A 14620-nucleotide genomic window follows, 5' to 3' on the forward strand; every position below is an offset into this window, starting at 1 on the left:
AGCTTAGATACTATTACTTGTAATATTCGTAAAAATTGTTTTACTACTATATTTCTTATCCCTAAATAACCGTTTTATCATGCACCACTTCCCTATTTTTTATGTTAGTTTCAATAGTATTCGTGTAAATCAATATTTTTATTTTTCTGTTATTTCATAAACAAAAAAAAGAAACTGCCATACCGTAATAGCAGGTGAGCAGTTTTTCATTTATCAATTGTGCCTCTACATTTCAATATAATGTGTTAAAAATGAGAGGAATTTTTTTAGTGTTTCGGCTTGATTTTGTTGTCTCCATGTAACAAATATTTCGATTGATAGTGTTACAAACCAGCAGAAACCATACAATACACTTGTAAATCTAGTGGGAGCTATAGGATAAGATTTATGCATAACCGGCATGAAAGAACATCGTTTTATCAACCTTTATCTAATTTAACAGCCCCAGGCGAAAAGCAGAGGCAACAACCTGCGTACGATTTTTTGCTTTTAACTTTGTCATTAAACTACTGACATAATCTCTGACGGTATGCTCACTTAAAAACAATAAACTACCTATTTTTTTATTGTCATACCCTTCCGCCAGCAATCCTAAAATCATAGATTCCCTTTCTGTTAAATGTAGCTCGGAAGAAACCTCCTTATTTTTACCCTTTCGTGATAAAAATAAGCCTAAACGTTTCCCCACTTGGGCAAGTAACTCTAACTCTTCTTTAGAGCAATCAAATTCCTCTCCTAGTTGATCAAATGTAAGCCAACCAAATAATTGATCTTGATGAACAATCGGTACAAAGATAACGGAAGATAAGTTAAATAATTTAATATGCTCCTCTTTAACGTAATTTTTAGGATTCTTTAAGTAAATTGGCTTCTTGGAGTCAAAAACTGAATGCTGTTCTGTAAGCTGCCCTTTCATGCTCTGTACTTTCGGAAGCTCCGCACCAATTGCTCCATAGAATTGATTGGACCATGGCACATACGCATAAAAGACACATCTTTTATATTGAAAATACTCCTCGCACTTTCTTAAAATATAGGCTAAATCTTGATAGCCAGAGGAACGGATTAATAGCTTATTCAATTGATCCAATGATAAAAGATTTTTTAGTTTTTCATCTTCTAATGGCATATATGTTGCCTTATTCTCCCCCTCACATTTCTGTACAAGATAAGTAAAAATCGATAGTAAGAGCATGAAAATTGCATGCATTCGACTATATTTATGTTGAATCATAAAAGTAATTAACGCCTTTTCAAAAATTAATTGAAACAGATTAAAGCTTCTCGTATTGATAATCGCTAGCTGCGATTGTAGCCATGTATCTAAATAGCTTTCATATTCCCCATCTATATCCTCAATGTTCATATGTGTTAAAAGTCGAATAAACGAATCCAACAGCATAGTCGTGCTTTTTCGATCTATCTCTGAAATAGTTGGCTCTAAATTGAGATAAATATTTATATTTTCTTCAATCTGTTTGCTGTGAACTTTAATAAACAAGACGAATTCTTGAAACGTGATTTCCTCATATAAATGAAATGGATGCGTCATTGATTTTTCTCCTTCGTCTAAAATACCCCCTATAAATGAAGGATATTCACTCTCTATTATACAGCATCTTATAGGATAGTATTTCAAAATGAAACGAGTATGATGAAAGTATCGTTAGCAATTAGCGAATATTTCTACTGCCAAAGGTCATCATAAAGCTAGAGAAGAGTGCGTGCTTGTTATGAGAATGGAAAATAAAGTGGCCATCATCACAGGTGGAGGTACAGGAATCGGTAAAGAGACTGCACTATTATTTGCTAAAGAAGTTGCTAATATGGTGTTATTTTTAGCATCCGATGAATCTTCTTTTTCGACAGGTGCAGAAATCGTCATTGATGGCGGAGCAACAGCAAAATAAAGTGAGACTTAATCAGTGGGGATTTTCTCCATACCCATTGTTTATTAGTATTCACCAATCGGGTTATTACGGAATAAAGGACGGGATTAACTATGAAACTAAAAGATAAAGTAGCTATTGTAACAGGTGGCGCAAGTGGTATTGGTGAAGCGACTGTTCGCCTATTTGTTGAAGAGGGTGCCAAAGTTGTAATTGCGGATTTCTCAGATCGTGGACAAAGTATCTCAGAAGAATTAAATCATAATGGCTATGATACACTTTTCGTGAAATCCGATGTAACAAAAGAAGAAGACATTATAAACTTGATTAATGAAACCGTTAATAAATACGGTAAGCTCGATATTATGTATGCCAATGCGGGCGTTGCAGATGATGCTCCTGCACATGAACTATCCTACGAAAAATGGAAAAGAACCATTGATATTAATTTATCAGGTGTATTTCTTTCTGATAAATATGCCATTGAACAATTCCTTAAACAAGGAACTGGCGGTGTCATCGTCAATGCAGGCTCAATTCATAGCTTTGTAGCTCTACCAAATCCAACAGCCTACTCCTCTGCAAAAGGTGGCGTTAAGCTTTTAACACAAAATCTTTGTACTGCTTATGCGAAAGAAGGCATCCGTGTCAATGCGGTTTGCCCTGGATATATTGACACTCCCCTTCTTGCGGCAGTAGATGCTCAAAAGAAAGAATATTTAGCATCACTTCATCCGCAAGGTAGATTAGGTAAACCAGAGGAAATAGCGAAAGCTGTCCTATTTTTAGCTAGTGATGATGCAAGCTTTGTAAATGGCACAACTCTTCTTGTAGATGGTGGCTATACAGCGCATTAATTGAACATAAGGTCTGATTCTGGAATCTGTCAGGAACCAGACCTTATTTTATTGATACCATGTAGAAACTCTTTATTAGTATCAAATTTGCCGATTACATTATGCTATACTGTTTTATTATTAGCGTGTAACGGAGGACAATAAATGATGAAGGAAGATATAACTCGTGATCTGATTATCCAAACCTCACTTAAATTATTTAATAAACAAGGCTACAATCTAACCTCTATACAGGATATTATGAATGCAACTGGATTACCAAAGGGAGCCATTTATAGACGTTTTGAAAACAAAAATGAAATTGCTATTGCTTCTTTTGTTTATTCCATGGAAATCATTTGGAAGCATTATTTTGAAGCAACGCAATTTAAAGCTTCAGCTACAGATAAATTAATAGCCATGTTTGAAATTTATCAAGATGCTGTTCACAATCCTCCAGTAGATGGTGGTTGCCCCCTTCTTAATACAGCTATCGAAAGTGATGACGGCTTCCAAGAACTTCATGAGTTAGCTGCAAAGGCCCATAACGAAACATTACATTTTATACACTCTATTATTGAGGAAGGAATTTGCTCACAGGAATTTAGCGAAGATATAGATTCCTATTCTATAGCCTCTTTTTTATTTTCTACTTTAGAGGGTGCTATTATGGCAAGTCGTTTATCCTTAAATAATGAGCACATGCTCCATAGCATTCAACAAATAAAAATACTACTACAATACTACTCAGCTAAGAATCAAGAGGTCTAAAACTCAATTCCTCTTGGTTTTTTTATTTCCTCTTCACGAAAATGTAACAATTATTAGATTGAAAATACTAGTAAGAACATATAAGATTATTTCAGACCGGACGGTCCGGTCTGAAATAATCTTTAAGGAGAGATGATGATGGAAGTTACAATCATGCTATATGATGGAATTACAGCATTAGATGCAATTGGTCCCTATGAGGTATTTGCAGCTACACAGCAATGCAATGTGAAATTTGTTGCTAAGGAAAAAGGAATTGTAAAGCTGGATTCTAAAATGGGTTATTTACATGCAGATTATAGCTTTTCGGAAATTACATCTGCTGATATTCTTGTCGTTCCTGGCTGTAGTCCCCCTAACTACAAAAATCCAATGAATGACGAAGAAACATTAAACTGGATTTGTAAAATGCACGAGACTACTAAATGGACTACATCTGTATGCAATGGTTCATTGATTTTAAGTGCTGCTGGTTTATTGAATGATGTAGTGGCAACTAGTCACTGGGGTTCTTTTGACATTCTTCAATCGCTTGGTGCAATTCCAACAGAAGAAAGAGTTGTTCGCCAAGACAAAATAGTAACAGCGGCTGGAATCTCCTCAGGTATTGACATGGCTCTTCAATTAGTTGCTTGGGAGTTTGGAGAGGATCTTGGTAAAGGGGTTCAATTAATATTGGAGTATGATCCACAACCACCGTTCGATACAGGATCAATAAAAAAAGCCCCGGCACCTTTAATTGAAAATATTAAAAAGCTACTTCATGAGCTTTCTGAGAAAGAGCCTGAAATGTAATTTATATAAAAATTAAGCTTGAAATATAAGAATAATCCACTTTGAAGAAAGTTTAGTCAAAATGGATTATTCTCTACAGTTTCGTGCCCGATAATTGTACAGCTTAATATGTGAAAAATTCTAGACCATGGTTAAGTTTTTTATACAATTAAAATTGTTTATTTCACAATCAATGAGATACATAAATCTTTAGATACAAATTAGTAAGGAAATACGCTCTACTACTCCCTTTCTGATAACCCATTTGTGACGGATTATTAACACTCACCAAAATCTAGAGTACTTCCTGTTTCTACTAAAGTCTTTGTATTACTTAATATCATCCACCAAGCCTTGTCGCTGTTTTCATAAGTGGAATCGCCTTCTTTCCACTGGTCATGAATGAGTGTCAATTTCGTGGATGAGCCAATAGGTTCTAAAAAATAGGAAATTCGTGATTCTAATGCATAATCATCTTTTATATATGACTTTCCAGGATAGTGAGTAAATTGAAGTAACTGATTTGGTTCATATTCCAATACATTCCCGTAAACATGCACAGTTTCATCTCCATCTACTCCAGGACCGACATACTCCAAGAGATCGCCCACTTGAAATGTAGATTTAATGATGGACCCATAATAAATTTGTTTTGTACCCTCGGGAGAGATAAGTGCCTTCCATACTTCCTCCGGTGTACCTGCAATATAAAATTGATACTTCAAATCCTTCATAATTTTTATGCCTCCAAAAAAAATTTAATTTAGAACATGTACATTGTAAAAAAACTTCACTGACAAGTACGGTCAGTGAAGTGAAGTATTTTGATAATAATTGAATAATTCAAAGCTGATTGTTGCCATTTTTTCCTGTAGTAAAGTTGGCTCCAAAATAGTAATGGATTTACCATAGGAGAGAAGAAAGTGAGGTACGAAGCTATCAATAGAGTCTTTATCAACCTTAAAAAGAGCTTGGTCATTTTTTCGTTCTATTAAAGTATGACTAAATAGCCAATGCTGGCATAAATCATCAAGCGCATGCGCATTGCCTTTGATACGGACAGAAATGAGTTTTTCAAGCTGACTTGAATCAGGTAAAAGACCCTTTAAAAAGAAAGTACGTGCTGAAAACCCCGAGGGCCTGTCAAATTTTTCATCTGTTCTGAATAATGATTGAATACGATCAACTCGAAAACTTCGAATTTCTTCGCGCAGATGGCAATAAGCAACTGTGTACCACTTACCTTTCCAATAAACAAGACCATAAGGATCTATGTGGCGTGATTGTGGCTCAATCCCCTTATCTTTTTGATAAACAATAACTAATCTATAACTTTCGGCAACAGCAATTTCCAAATCTCGAAGATTGGATTTCAAAGACGATTCAATAGTAGGATGGATGACTTCAAATCCTCTTAAATGCCGATTGATATGATTTAATTGTTCCTCATTTGTATACATTTTTAACTTAGAAATTGCTTCATCTAACGTTTCACTAAAGGGATACCCTGCATCTATTGCAAATTTTGCAGCATGAACAAGTGCTTTTTGCTCATCCAGGTTAAAAAATAAAGGTGCCTTTGTAAACTCATTCAATAAACTGTACCCACCATTATGTCCTGCATCTGAAATGATTGGTACTCCACTTGCGCACAATGCATCAATATAGCGGTACACCGTACGAATACTGATTTCTAATTCCTCTGCTAGCTCCTTAGCAGTCAATTGTTTCCTCGTTTTGAGGAGCCATAATATAGAAAGCATATTAACCATTTTAGACATGTATAATGATTCCTTTCTCATGGATTCAAAAAAGCGTAAAATTAGTGAAATATCATAAATGGAAACCTATGTTTACCTTTTCATTAATCCACTTACGGAGTTTACTCTGAAGAACATTCTACTTTATTATAAAAAATATCGCTAAAGCTTTTAATAAAGTTTGATGAAAAATAATACTGTGAATGCTATTGAAAAAAACCTGATGTGCCTTCTACTTCTTCTCGTTTTTATTCCTGTAAGAAAATTATGTTATACTATTTCTATTATCGAAATAATTAGAAAGAGGGATGTTAGATGACAAATTTACAGCAACTAGATGCTTACTTCGCAGAACATCGTGAGGAGCATTTGAATGAATTAATGGAATTTTTACGTATTCCTAGTATTAGCTCTTTATCTGAGCATAAAGGTGATATTCAAAAGGCCGCACAATGGCTTTCTAATGCGTTTGAAAAACTAAATCTTGAAAATATCTCCATCACTCAAACTGCCGGTCACCCTGTTGTTTACGCTGATTGGCTACATGCTGAGGGCAAACCGACTATTCTGTTTTATGGTCATTATGATGTACAACCTGTAGATCCATTAAATTTATGGGAAAGTGAGCCGTTTGATCCTACAATTCGCGACAATAAGTTATTTGCTCGTGGTGCTAGTGATGATAAAGGGCAAGTGTTTATGCACCTTAAAATGATTGAGGCACTATTTGCAACTACAGGTACACTACCAGTCAATGTTAAATTCATTTATGAGGGCGAAGAAGAAATCGGAAGTCCAAACCTACCTGCCTTTGTAGAAGAGCATAAGGGAAAATTAGCAGCAGACTTAATTTTAATTTCTGATACTGGGCTTTATGGTCCTGGTAAGCCAGCAGTATGCTATGGTTTACGTGGTTTAACAGGTATTCAAATTGATATTCGTGGAGCTAAAGGTGATTTGCACTCTGGTCTTTATGGTGGGGGTGTACAAAATGCTATCCATGCATTAGCAGAAATTTTGGCATCCTTCCGTGATGAGCATGGCACAATTCAAGTTGAAGGCTTCTATGACAAAGTATTACCATTAACTGAAGAAGAACGTGAAGCATATCGTGCACTTGATTTCGATGAGGAATCAGTGAAGGATGAGGTTGGCGTCAAGGAATTATTCGGTGAGGCTGGTTATTCCTATTTAGAGCGTACTTGGGCACGTCCGACATTAGAGGTAAATGGTGTGTTTGGCGGTTTCTCAGGCGAAGGCATTAAAACAGTCCTTCCAGCTGAGGCTGGCGCTAAAATCACATGCCGTCTTGTGCCAAATCAAGAACCCGAAGAAATTGTAGCACTGTTAAAGGCGCATGTTGAAAAACACAAGCCAGTTGGTGTTGAAGTAGCAATCTCTGAATTCGATAAAGGTCGTCCATTCTTAACACCATTTGATCACCCATTCATCCAAGCTGCTGGTCGATCATATGAAAAAGTATATAACGTCCCAACTGCTTATACACGTGGTGGCGGTTCAATTCCTATCGTGGCTGCCTTTGATGAAATTTTAGAATTACCAGTTGTACTAATGGGCTTTGGTTTGTCTAGTGAAAACTTCCATGCTCCAAATGAACACTTTCATTTAGAAAATTTCGATAAAGGACTGCGTGTTCTAAGCGATTATTTATTTGAAGTGGCTACATTACAAAAATAATTATATGAAAAACAAATTCCCCTCGTCACTATAAGCGAGGGGATTTTATAATTTTATTCTCCAAAAATCGTGACAATTTCTGCTGATTGTTTACGTTCTTTTCCTTTTGGAACTTCATCAAAATAGCCAACTTGCAGCATTGCAATTATACGTTCACCAGGCTGTACGTTTAAAGCCTCACGAAATTTTGGCTGATCTAAGAAAGCAGGCGTTTTCCAGCAGGAACCAATTCCTCTATCCCATGCTAGCAATTGAATGTTTTGAATAAAGATACTTGCTGCAGCGTAATCCTCTAAACGCTCTTTTTGACGAGCATCCTCTGGAACGATGACAAAAGCATAGCCGCCTGCTAACGTGAATTTTGTCATTTGCTTTGTTAAGTCCTCGTTAGAAAGCTCTTGCCATTTAGGTATCGTTAAATCTCGCAATAAATCATGAAGTCCAAATAACTCCTTACCACATGCAACAACTAAACGCCAAGGCTCTCGATTTCCATGATTTGGTGCCCATACAGCATCATCGATAACCTCCAATAAATCTTCACGATCTACTGGCTGCCCATTAAATTTTTTAATGGAACGACGTTGAATTATGGCATCCCTAACAGACAAAAATTGTTCGCTCATAGTATACTATCTCCTTCTATAACATTACATCGTATTATAATGGATCTCTTCTATCTTCCACATTATCACAAAATGATGAGCTTTAAAACAGCTATCTTTCTAAGCAAAACTATCATCTATATGATAGAAATAATAAGTCATGCTTGGTGTAAAAGCTGTAGAATCCTCGTAAAGATACGGTCGATTAATACTATCTGAAGTATGAGCATTCACATAAGGAACACCATTCTGAATACTTGTCACAATAACAGAATGGTCAATTCTTCCGTCACCTTGGAAATCATAAAAAATCACATCACCAAGATCCAATTCCTCAGCGGATTGAACCCGCCTCCCCTTCAGTCCAGTTTTTGAGCCTTCCAAATACCATCTCAGGGAATGTGCAACAGACCAGCTAAAGCTCCAATTGCCCTGTTGAATCCACCAGCCTCTATCCCTACTCGGTGCTCCTCGCATTGGCGCCCCACCAGCAAGTAAGCATTGCGATATATAATTTGTACAATCAACCGTAAAGTTTGGAAATGCTGGATTTCGTCTGTTCCACCACAAATTTGCGTACTGTACAGCAGCCTGTCTGTTATACATTTTCGCCACGCCTTCCCTCCTTATGTTCATGATATGTAAGCATTGGGATTTCTATTAATTAGGTCCTTATTCGCATAATTGATGAAAGAGGTCTGATTTAACACTATCTTTTCCAATTTTAAGATAGTTTTTGCTACAATAGGGTTAACAAAGTATAGACTTTTATTTTATGACCAGAAGGGATGTTGAATGTGAAGCAGCATGCTGAAAAGGAGATTTTACAAACCACTCTTTTATGCGATAAAAAAGGTAATTTAAATCCAGCTGCCATCGGATTTGCACGAAAGCCTCTTATAAACAGCAATTTAAGCGGTCATATCATGCGCAAAAAGAAATGGAACTATTGGTGTGTCTACGGTGATGAAATCTTATTCTCTGCGACAATCAGTCATCTAGACTATGCAGCGGTCTGCTTCGTCTATTTCCTTGAATATGAAACTCAGCGCTACTTTGAAAAAACAATAACGATTCCATTGGGCGGAAAGCTAAAAATGCCTACTCAAGTGCTAGAATCTGTAACATTCAAAAATAGTGAAATGATGATTGATATGGCCTATATCAAAAATGAAACACATCTTTCTGTTTCAATTCCAAACTTTGATGGAGACGTTTTACGTGCAAAGCTTATCATTCAGCATCCACCTGCAGATGAAACCTTAAATGTAGTCATCCCTTGGAACCGTAAAACCTTTCAATTTACTGGCAAGCATCATATACTTCCAACTTCAGGTGTTGTGACAATCGGTACTCGCCGTTTTACATTCTCTCCAGAGGAAAACTTTGCGGTATTAGATTATGGTCGAGGAATTTGGCCACGTGAGGCTACTTGGAATTGGGGAATGGCTTCGCAGCGAGTTCGAGGTAGACGTATTGGCCTCAACTTAGGCGGAAAATGGACCGATGGAACTGGCATGACAGAGAATGCCGTTTTTGTAGATGGAAAAATGACAAAAATTCATGAGGATTTATTGTTTCATTATGATCGGGAGGATTATATGCAAAGATGGAAGGTAAAGTCTAAATTCTCCAATCAAATTTCCTTAACCTTCTCTCCCTTTTTTGAACGTGTTGCCACTACAAATGCTGGGCTTGTTAAATCTGAGGTTCATCAAATGTTTGGTTATTACGCTGGCTCAATTTTACTCGATAACGGTGAAACACTTGTTATTCAGCAAATGCTCGGCTGTATCGAAGAGCATCGTGCAAAATGGTAAAGGATTATTACTAGGCTCAAGCGCGCTGATATTCATGTATCAGCGCACTCTCCTCCCCTATTCATTCCTTTTTCTGCCCACTCAATCCAGCCATAATCTTCTCTGGATCATCTGTAAAAATTGCCCGCACACCGAGTCCCTGTAAGTGCTTAGCATGCTCGACCTCATTCACTGTATAAACCCGCACAAGTGCTCCTTCTTGCAAAGCTCTACCTACCGATTTTCGAAATGCTGCTGGTAAAGTAACATGGATTGCATTTGCTGGAATTTGTGCAGCACAGCCGTTAAAATCAATTAATATTTCAGCAAATAAAGCTGCGGTTTCAATATATGGTGCCATCAGTGAGACAATTTGTATCGATTCATGATTAAAAGAGGAAATGATCACTCTTTCTGTCATTTGATGTGCAGCAACTTCCTTCATCACAAGAGCTTCAATCCCGTCATATGGCATTATATCTGTTTTAAGCTCTATATTAATACGATGGTTGGTACCTGCAAACAATTCTAGTACTTCACTCAGGGTTGGAATATTTTCACCCTCAAATTCCGCAGAAAACCATGAACCAAAATCAAATGCACGCAACTGCTGTAAGGTAAAATCTTTAACATAGCCACAGCCATTGGATGTTCGATCAATCTTTTCATCATGAATGACCACTAGCTCACCATCAGCTGTTACATGTACATCTAACTCGATGCCTGTAATAGACAGCCTTGCTGCTGCTCGAAATGCAGCAGTCGTATTTTCAGGGTAATGTGCGGAGACTCCTCTATGTGCGAAAATATCCAAATCTATAACCTCCTATGATGTTCACCTTTAATATGATAAAAATCATAATACACGAATAACTTTTCTTGCTTCTAATCTAATAGTAACATAATTAGCCTATTACGCTTTTGCTTGATGGTAAATATTATATATAGTAGTATGATAATCTACTTTGAAATTGTAAGTACTTAGGAGGTGCTAAAAATGACTGTACAACATCCAGATTTTCAGGCTGAGGTGGAATGGCTAGCCTTCACTAAAAATTATATGCATCAAATATTAAGTGAATCCCGAAGAGACTTGCAATCAGCGCAGGAGAATATTCGGCAATCGATGGCAGATCTTGATTATTTAGACTCTAGTTTGAGTTATTTAAATATCCTTGCCAACGCCCGATTTTTTGAAATGGCGCGTACCCAAAAGGAAGGCTTAGAGGCTGTTCAAAAGAAGCCGTATTTTGCCCGAATCCATTTTCAAAAGACTGGTGATCCAGAGGAATTTCTTTATATCGGCAAAACCTCATTATTCCATCGAGAGACACACGAACCAATTATCGTAGACTGGCGTTCACCAGTTGCAAACGTCTATTATGATGGTCGCCTTGGTGATATGGAGTATGATGTTCGAGGCGAAATCCTTAAAGGTCACCTATTTGCCAAGCGTCAATATAAAATCGAAAATGGTGAATTGCTTGATATACGAGATATTGATTTAACAACGAATGATGAATTACTACAAGAAGCGTTAGCTGGAAAGGCAGATGTACGTTTAACAGAAATTGTCTCGACTATTCAAAAAGAACAGAACGAAATTATACGAGCGCATCTTCGTCAGCCTATTATCGTACAGGGTGCTGCCGGCAGTGGAAAAACAACGATAGCTCTCCATCGTATCTCTTACTTCCTCTATACAATGGGCGAGCATTTTAACCCTGAGCAGCTCATGATATTAGCACCAAATAAACTATTTATCGATTATATTGGTGACGTTTTGCCAGAACTTGGCGTTGATAAAATTTGTCAAACAACCTTTTCAGATTATGTCCTTGCTGCCACTAAGCTTAAGCTTAAACTTCAAAATCCTAATGAGCAGTTAGAGACTCTTGTTGCAGGTGGATCACAGCAGTCCATTGCTTGGATATCTGAGATGAAGGGCTCACTTTATTATCGTGATGTTATAGAACGTTATATTCAAAAGCTTGAACAGGGAATCGCTGAACAATTTGAGGATGTTTACATTGAAAAATATTGTATTATGCGTGCATCTCATTTAAAAAAGCTGTTCTTATACGAATTATCTTATATGCCTATTGAAAAGCGGCTTGATCATATTAAAAAGATTTTAGCCAGCCATGTTCGCCAAAAGAAGCAAGCTGTATTAAATATGTTGCATAAGAAATATGATGAAGCACTTGGCAAAGCTTTAAATGGAATACGAGATGATGACAAACGTCGTCGTGTTGTTACAAAGTTTATTGATGAACGGGATGAACGAATACCCGCCATTGAAAAAGAGGCTAAATCCACAGCAGCTGTTTATATGCGGCGTTTCTCTAAACATAATATAAAAATACTCTATCGTACCCTACTTACAAAACCTGAGCTTTTAGCAGAGCTTGCACCAGAGTGGCATTACCTTGAACAACAGCAATTTATACAGGCTCACTTAAAGGAACAATGGGCCCTTGAGGACTTAGCCGCATTGTACTATTTACAGGCTCGCTTAAAGGGCATTTCAGATGAATGGAAAATGCGGGTAGTTTTTATTGACGAAGTACAGGACTATAGTTTATTCCAGCTTGCTGCTTTAAAAGCTGGACTTGAGACAGATATGTTTACAATGGTAGGTGATTTAGCACAAGGCATTCATAGTTATCGTTCACTAACTGCATGGGAGCCTGTCCAACAGTTATTCCCCCGTGCAAGCTTTAGAACACTTCAAAAAAGTTATCGTACAACCATTGAAATCATGGAGGTCGCAAATAAGGTTTTAGCACAAATGGAAGAACAGCTACCATTAGTGGAGCCTGTAGTTCGTCATGGCAATGGACCAACCTTCATACAAGCAAATGCATTCGATGCCCTGAAAATTAAGTCAATTTTTGACTCCATACGCACGAAAGGACATCGATCCATTGCGTTAATTTGTAAAACGTCAACAGAGGCGCTCAAAATCCAGAAAGCTTTAACTGACCATAAAATTAATTCCCAACTGCTAACAGAAAATGATTCTATTGACCAAGAATTATTACTTGTAGTGCCAAGTCATTTAGCAAAGGGACTTGAATTTGATGCAGTTATCGTCACTGCCTTCGATACACCTTTCTATGATACAAAGCTTGACAGAAAACTACTGTATGTGGCACTTACAAGGGCAATGCATGAACTCTATTTAATCGGTCCATCAAAGGAGGCTTTTCTTTTAGAAAGCTAAAATTCCTATAAGTAATAAAAAGTCGCTATTTGGGCGACTTTTCTAATGCTCCTTTATTAATTCCGAGGTGGTAACCGGTAAAACTTCCCTCGAGATAAATACGCTTTAACAACCTTCCACCATGAGCTGGGTGCTTCCTTTGGAGGAGACTTCTTTTTAGGCAATGCTGGCATGCGCAAGAGTAACGACTCCTTTCATAGGGTTATTAATACTATATGAGGATAGTAGGTATTTATGATAAAAAAGCTTAATTAAAAAGGTAAGGAGTACTTTTTCCTCCTTACCTTTCTTTCTACTGCTTTACATAATAATCTATTTGTTGAGCCTTCATAAAGCCAGCCTTTTCATAAACAGAAAGGGCTTTTCCATTGTCAATTTCTACATCAAGCATCACAAATTTCGCTCCGATTTTACTTGCATAGTCCTTGGAAAAGGATAGCATAGCTGTACCAATGCCCTGCCCTTCACAATTTGGATGTACGGCTAATGCTGTGACCCATTGAATTTCATTTTCCTGAGCAGTTGTCACTGTTCCAACGACTTCACCGTCCTTACGGGCCAGCCATAGCTTTCTGCCATCCGTAGATGTATTAAAGGCTATTAGCTCTTCAGACTCCTCCGGTAAATCCCCAAACGCTTCACTATAAATGTCGATCAGCTCTGCCTGCTCACCTGCATATGGAGTAATTTCAACATCCTTGTTTAAGTTTACTGATTCTGCTCTTGTTTCTAAAGTTGCCTCTGAAAAGCTATATGTAAAGCCTTTATTTTCAATAAACGTATGACCAAAGGGTGATCCATCTATTACTACAGCCAATTGCCCCTCTGCTCCACGCTCTTGAAGACCAGCCTGTAAAGCTTCCACTAAAGCGGTTCCGATTCCTTTTTGACGATAAGCAGGCGTTACTACTAGAGACCATTCATATGTATGAAGCCCCATTAAGTCTACAGCACTTGCTGCTCCTACTAACACATCCTTATCATCTTCATAAGCAAGTATCATAAAACCCTTTGTTTCAAAAGACCCCGCCATAGGAACTCCCATTGCAGTTTCATATACACGGTAATCATGTACGGTCGCTTCTTCACATAATAATGTTACTTCTTTTAATGTTTCCCCATCTAACGGAAAAGACACCGTCATTACTGAAATATTCATCGTTTACTCCGTTCTTAAATCAGACTATTGCCCTATTGTAGCAAGAAAGAAAATCAGCTTGCAACAAATTATAATAGTAACTTCTAATAATCAACTATTTTGT

The 14620-nt window shown here is 37.3% G+C and carries 14 protein-coding genes; 7 read left to right on the forward strand and 7 right to left on the reverse strand.

The genetic code is table 11. From position 1 onward, the window contains the following. Positions 1 to 430 precede the first annotated feature (430 nt). Positions 431 to 1552 (reverse strand): LuxR C-terminal-related transcriptional regulator, encoded by a 1122-nt coding sequence (locus tag AC3WOM_RS07560; RefSeq protein WP_492445950.1) that lies wholly within the window; start codon positions 1550 to 1552, stop codon positions 431 to 433. Between the two features lie 181 nt (positions 1553 to 1733). Between AC3WOM_RS07560 and AC3WOM_RS07565 the strand changes: the two genes are divergently transcribed. The 4 genes from AC3WOM_RS07565 (at position 1734) to AC3WOM_RS07580 (ending at position 4291) form a co-directional block, all read left to right on the forward strand. Next, complete coding sequence (locus AC3WOM_RS07565; RefSeq protein WP_492445952.1) at positions 1734 to 1910, forward strand: SDR family oxidoreductase; 177 nt, start codon at positions 1734 to 1736, stop codon at positions 1908 to 1910. A gap of 92 nt (positions 1911 to 2002) precedes the next feature. Continuing rightward, positions 2003 to 2746, forward strand: coding sequence for an SDR family NAD(P)-dependent oxidoreductase (locus tag AC3WOM_RS07570; protein WP_492445953.1), 744 nt, complete (start codon positions 2003 to 2005; stop codon positions 2744 to 2746). A 144-nt stretch (positions 2747 to 2890) separates the two neighbouring features. After that, positions 2891 to 3496, forward strand: a complete 606-nt coding sequence (locus AC3WOM_RS07575; protein ID WP_427541827.1) for a TetR/AcrR family transcriptional regulator — start codon at positions 2891 to 2893, stop codon at positions 3494 to 3496. A 138-nt stretch (positions 3497 to 3634) separates the two neighbouring features. After that, positions 3635 to 4291 carry a DJ-1/PfpI family protein gene (locus AC3WOM_RS07580; protein ID WP_492445954.1) on the forward strand — a complete coding sequence of 219 codons (657 nt, stop codon included), beginning with the start codon at positions 3635 to 3637 and terminating at the stop codon, positions 4289 to 4291. A 257-nt stretch (positions 4292 to 4548) separates the two neighbouring features. Here the strand turns inward: AC3WOM_RS07580 and AC3WOM_RS07585 are convergent, their stop codons facing one another. Together AC3WOM_RS07585 and AC3WOM_RS07590 are read right to left on the reverse strand one after the other, a co-directional pair. Beyond that, positions 4549 to 5004, reverse strand: coding sequence for an SRPBCC domain-containing protein (locus AC3WOM_RS07585; protein WP_492445956.1), 456 nt, complete (start codon positions 5002 to 5004; stop codon positions 4549 to 4551). A 72-nt stretch (positions 5005 to 5076) separates the two neighbouring features. Beyond that, complete coding sequence (locus AC3WOM_RS07590; protein ID WP_492445958.1) at positions 5077 to 6051, reverse strand: helix-turn-helix transcriptional regulator; 975 nt, start codon at positions 6049 to 6051, stop codon at positions 5077 to 5079. Between the two features lie 294 nt (positions 6052 to 6345). Here AC3WOM_RS07590 and AC3WOM_RS07595 point away from each other — a divergent pair, with 294 nt between their 5' ends. Further along, a complete protein-coding gene (locus AC3WOM_RS07595) occupies positions 6346 to 7728 on the forward strand; it encodes a dipeptidase (RefSeq protein WP_492445960.1) in 1383 nt (460 codons plus the stop codon). A gap of 53 nt (positions 7729 to 7781) precedes the next feature. On the opposite strand, the gene AC3WOM_RS07600 is transcribed toward AC3WOM_RS07595, so the two are convergent. Beyond that, a complete protein-coding gene (locus AC3WOM_RS07600) occupies positions 7782 to 8354 on the reverse strand; it encodes a nitroreductase family protein (protein ID WP_427541815.1) in 573 nt (190 codons plus the stop codon). 99 nt (positions 8355 to 8453) lie between these two features. Beyond that, complete coding sequence (locus AC3WOM_RS07605) at positions 8454 to 8948, reverse strand: amidase domain-containing protein (RefSeq protein ID WP_492445962.1); 495 nt, start codon at positions 8946 to 8948, stop codon at positions 8454 to 8456. Positions 8949 to 9130: 182 nt separating this feature from the next. Between AC3WOM_RS07605 and AC3WOM_RS07610 the strand changes: the two genes are divergently transcribed. Continuing rightward, positions 9131 to 10153 carry a DUF2804 domain-containing protein gene (locus tag AC3WOM_RS07610; RefSeq protein WP_492445964.1) on the forward strand — a complete coding sequence of 341 codons (1023 nt, stop codon included), beginning with the start codon at positions 9131 to 9133 and terminating at the stop codon, positions 10151 to 10153. A 61-nt stretch (positions 10154 to 10214) separates the two neighbouring features. Here AC3WOM_RS07610 and AC3WOM_RS07615 read toward each other — a convergent pair whose 3' ends face one another. Then, positions 10215 to 10946, reverse strand: coding sequence for a glycerophosphodiester phosphodiesterase family protein (locus AC3WOM_RS07615; protein ID WP_492445965.1), 732 nt, complete (start codon positions 10944 to 10946; stop codon positions 10215 to 10217). A gap of 183 nt (positions 10947 to 11129) precedes the next feature. Here AC3WOM_RS07615 and helD point away from each other — a divergent pair, with 183 nt between their 5' ends. After that, positions 11130 to 13358: an RNA polymerase recycling motor HelD gene (helD, locus tag AC3WOM_RS07620; protein WP_492445967.1), complete on the forward strand. Its 2229-nt coding sequence runs from the start codon at positions 11130 to 11132 to the stop codon at positions 13356 to 13358. A 292-nt stretch (positions 13359 to 13650) separates the two neighbouring features. Here the strand turns inward: helD and AC3WOM_RS07625 are convergent, their stop codons facing one another. Next, positions 13651 to 14517: a GNAT family N-acetyltransferase gene (locus tag AC3WOM_RS07625; RefSeq protein WP_427541801.1), complete on the reverse strand. Its 867-nt coding sequence runs from the start codon at positions 14515 to 14517 to the stop codon at positions 13651 to 13653. Positions 14518 to 14620: the final 103 nt, after the last annotated feature.

The sequence above is a fragment of the Lysinibacillus sp. FW301-JW8 genome (assembly GCF_058788755.1).

What these genes read in the sequence shown, in the direction of transcription:
- AC3WOM_RS07560 (WP_492445950.1), bottom strand. Translation starts at nt 1,552, where the DNA reads ATGACGCATCCATTTCATTTATATGAGGAAATCACGTTTCAAGAATTC.
- AC3WOM_RS07565 (WP_492445952.1), top strand. Translation starts at nt 1,734, where the DNA reads ATGAGAATGGAAAATAAAGTGGCCATCATCACAGGTGGAGGTACAGGA.
- AC3WOM_RS07570 (WP_492445953.1), top strand. Translation starts at nt 2,003, where the DNA reads ATGAAACTAAAAGATAAAGTAGCTATTGTAACAGGTGGCGCAAGTGGT.
- AC3WOM_RS07575 (WP_427541827.1), top strand. Translation starts at nt 2,891, where the DNA reads ATGATGAAGGAAGATATAACTCGTGATCTGATTATCCAAACCTCACTT.
- AC3WOM_RS07580 (WP_492445954.1), top strand. Translation starts at nt 3,635, where the DNA reads ATGGAAGTTACAATCATGCTATATGATGGAATTACAGCATTAGATGCA.
- AC3WOM_RS07585 (WP_492445956.1), bottom strand. Translation starts at nt 5,004, where the DNA reads ATGAAGGATTTGAAGTATCAATTTTATATTGCAGGTACACCGGAGGAA.
- AC3WOM_RS07590 (WP_492445958.1), bottom strand. Translation starts at nt 6,051, where the DNA reads ATGTCTAAAATGGTTAATATGCTTTCTATATTATGGCTCCTCAAAACG.
- AC3WOM_RS07595 (WP_492445960.1), top strand. Translation starts at nt 6,346, where the DNA reads ATGACAAATTTACAGCAACTAGATGCTTACTTCGCAGAACATCGTGAG.
- AC3WOM_RS07600 (WP_427541815.1), bottom strand. Translation starts at nt 8,354, where the DNA reads ATGAGCGAACAATTTTTGTCTGTTAGGGATGCCATAATTCAACGTCGT.
- helD (WP_492445967.1), top strand. Translation starts at nt 11,130, where the DNA reads ATGACTGTACAACATCCAGATTTTCAGGCTGAGGTGGAATGGCTAGCC.
- AC3WOM_RS07625 (WP_427541801.1), bottom strand. Translation starts at nt 14,517, where the DNA reads ATGAATATTTCAGTAATGACGGTGTCTTTTCCGTTAGATGGGGAAACA.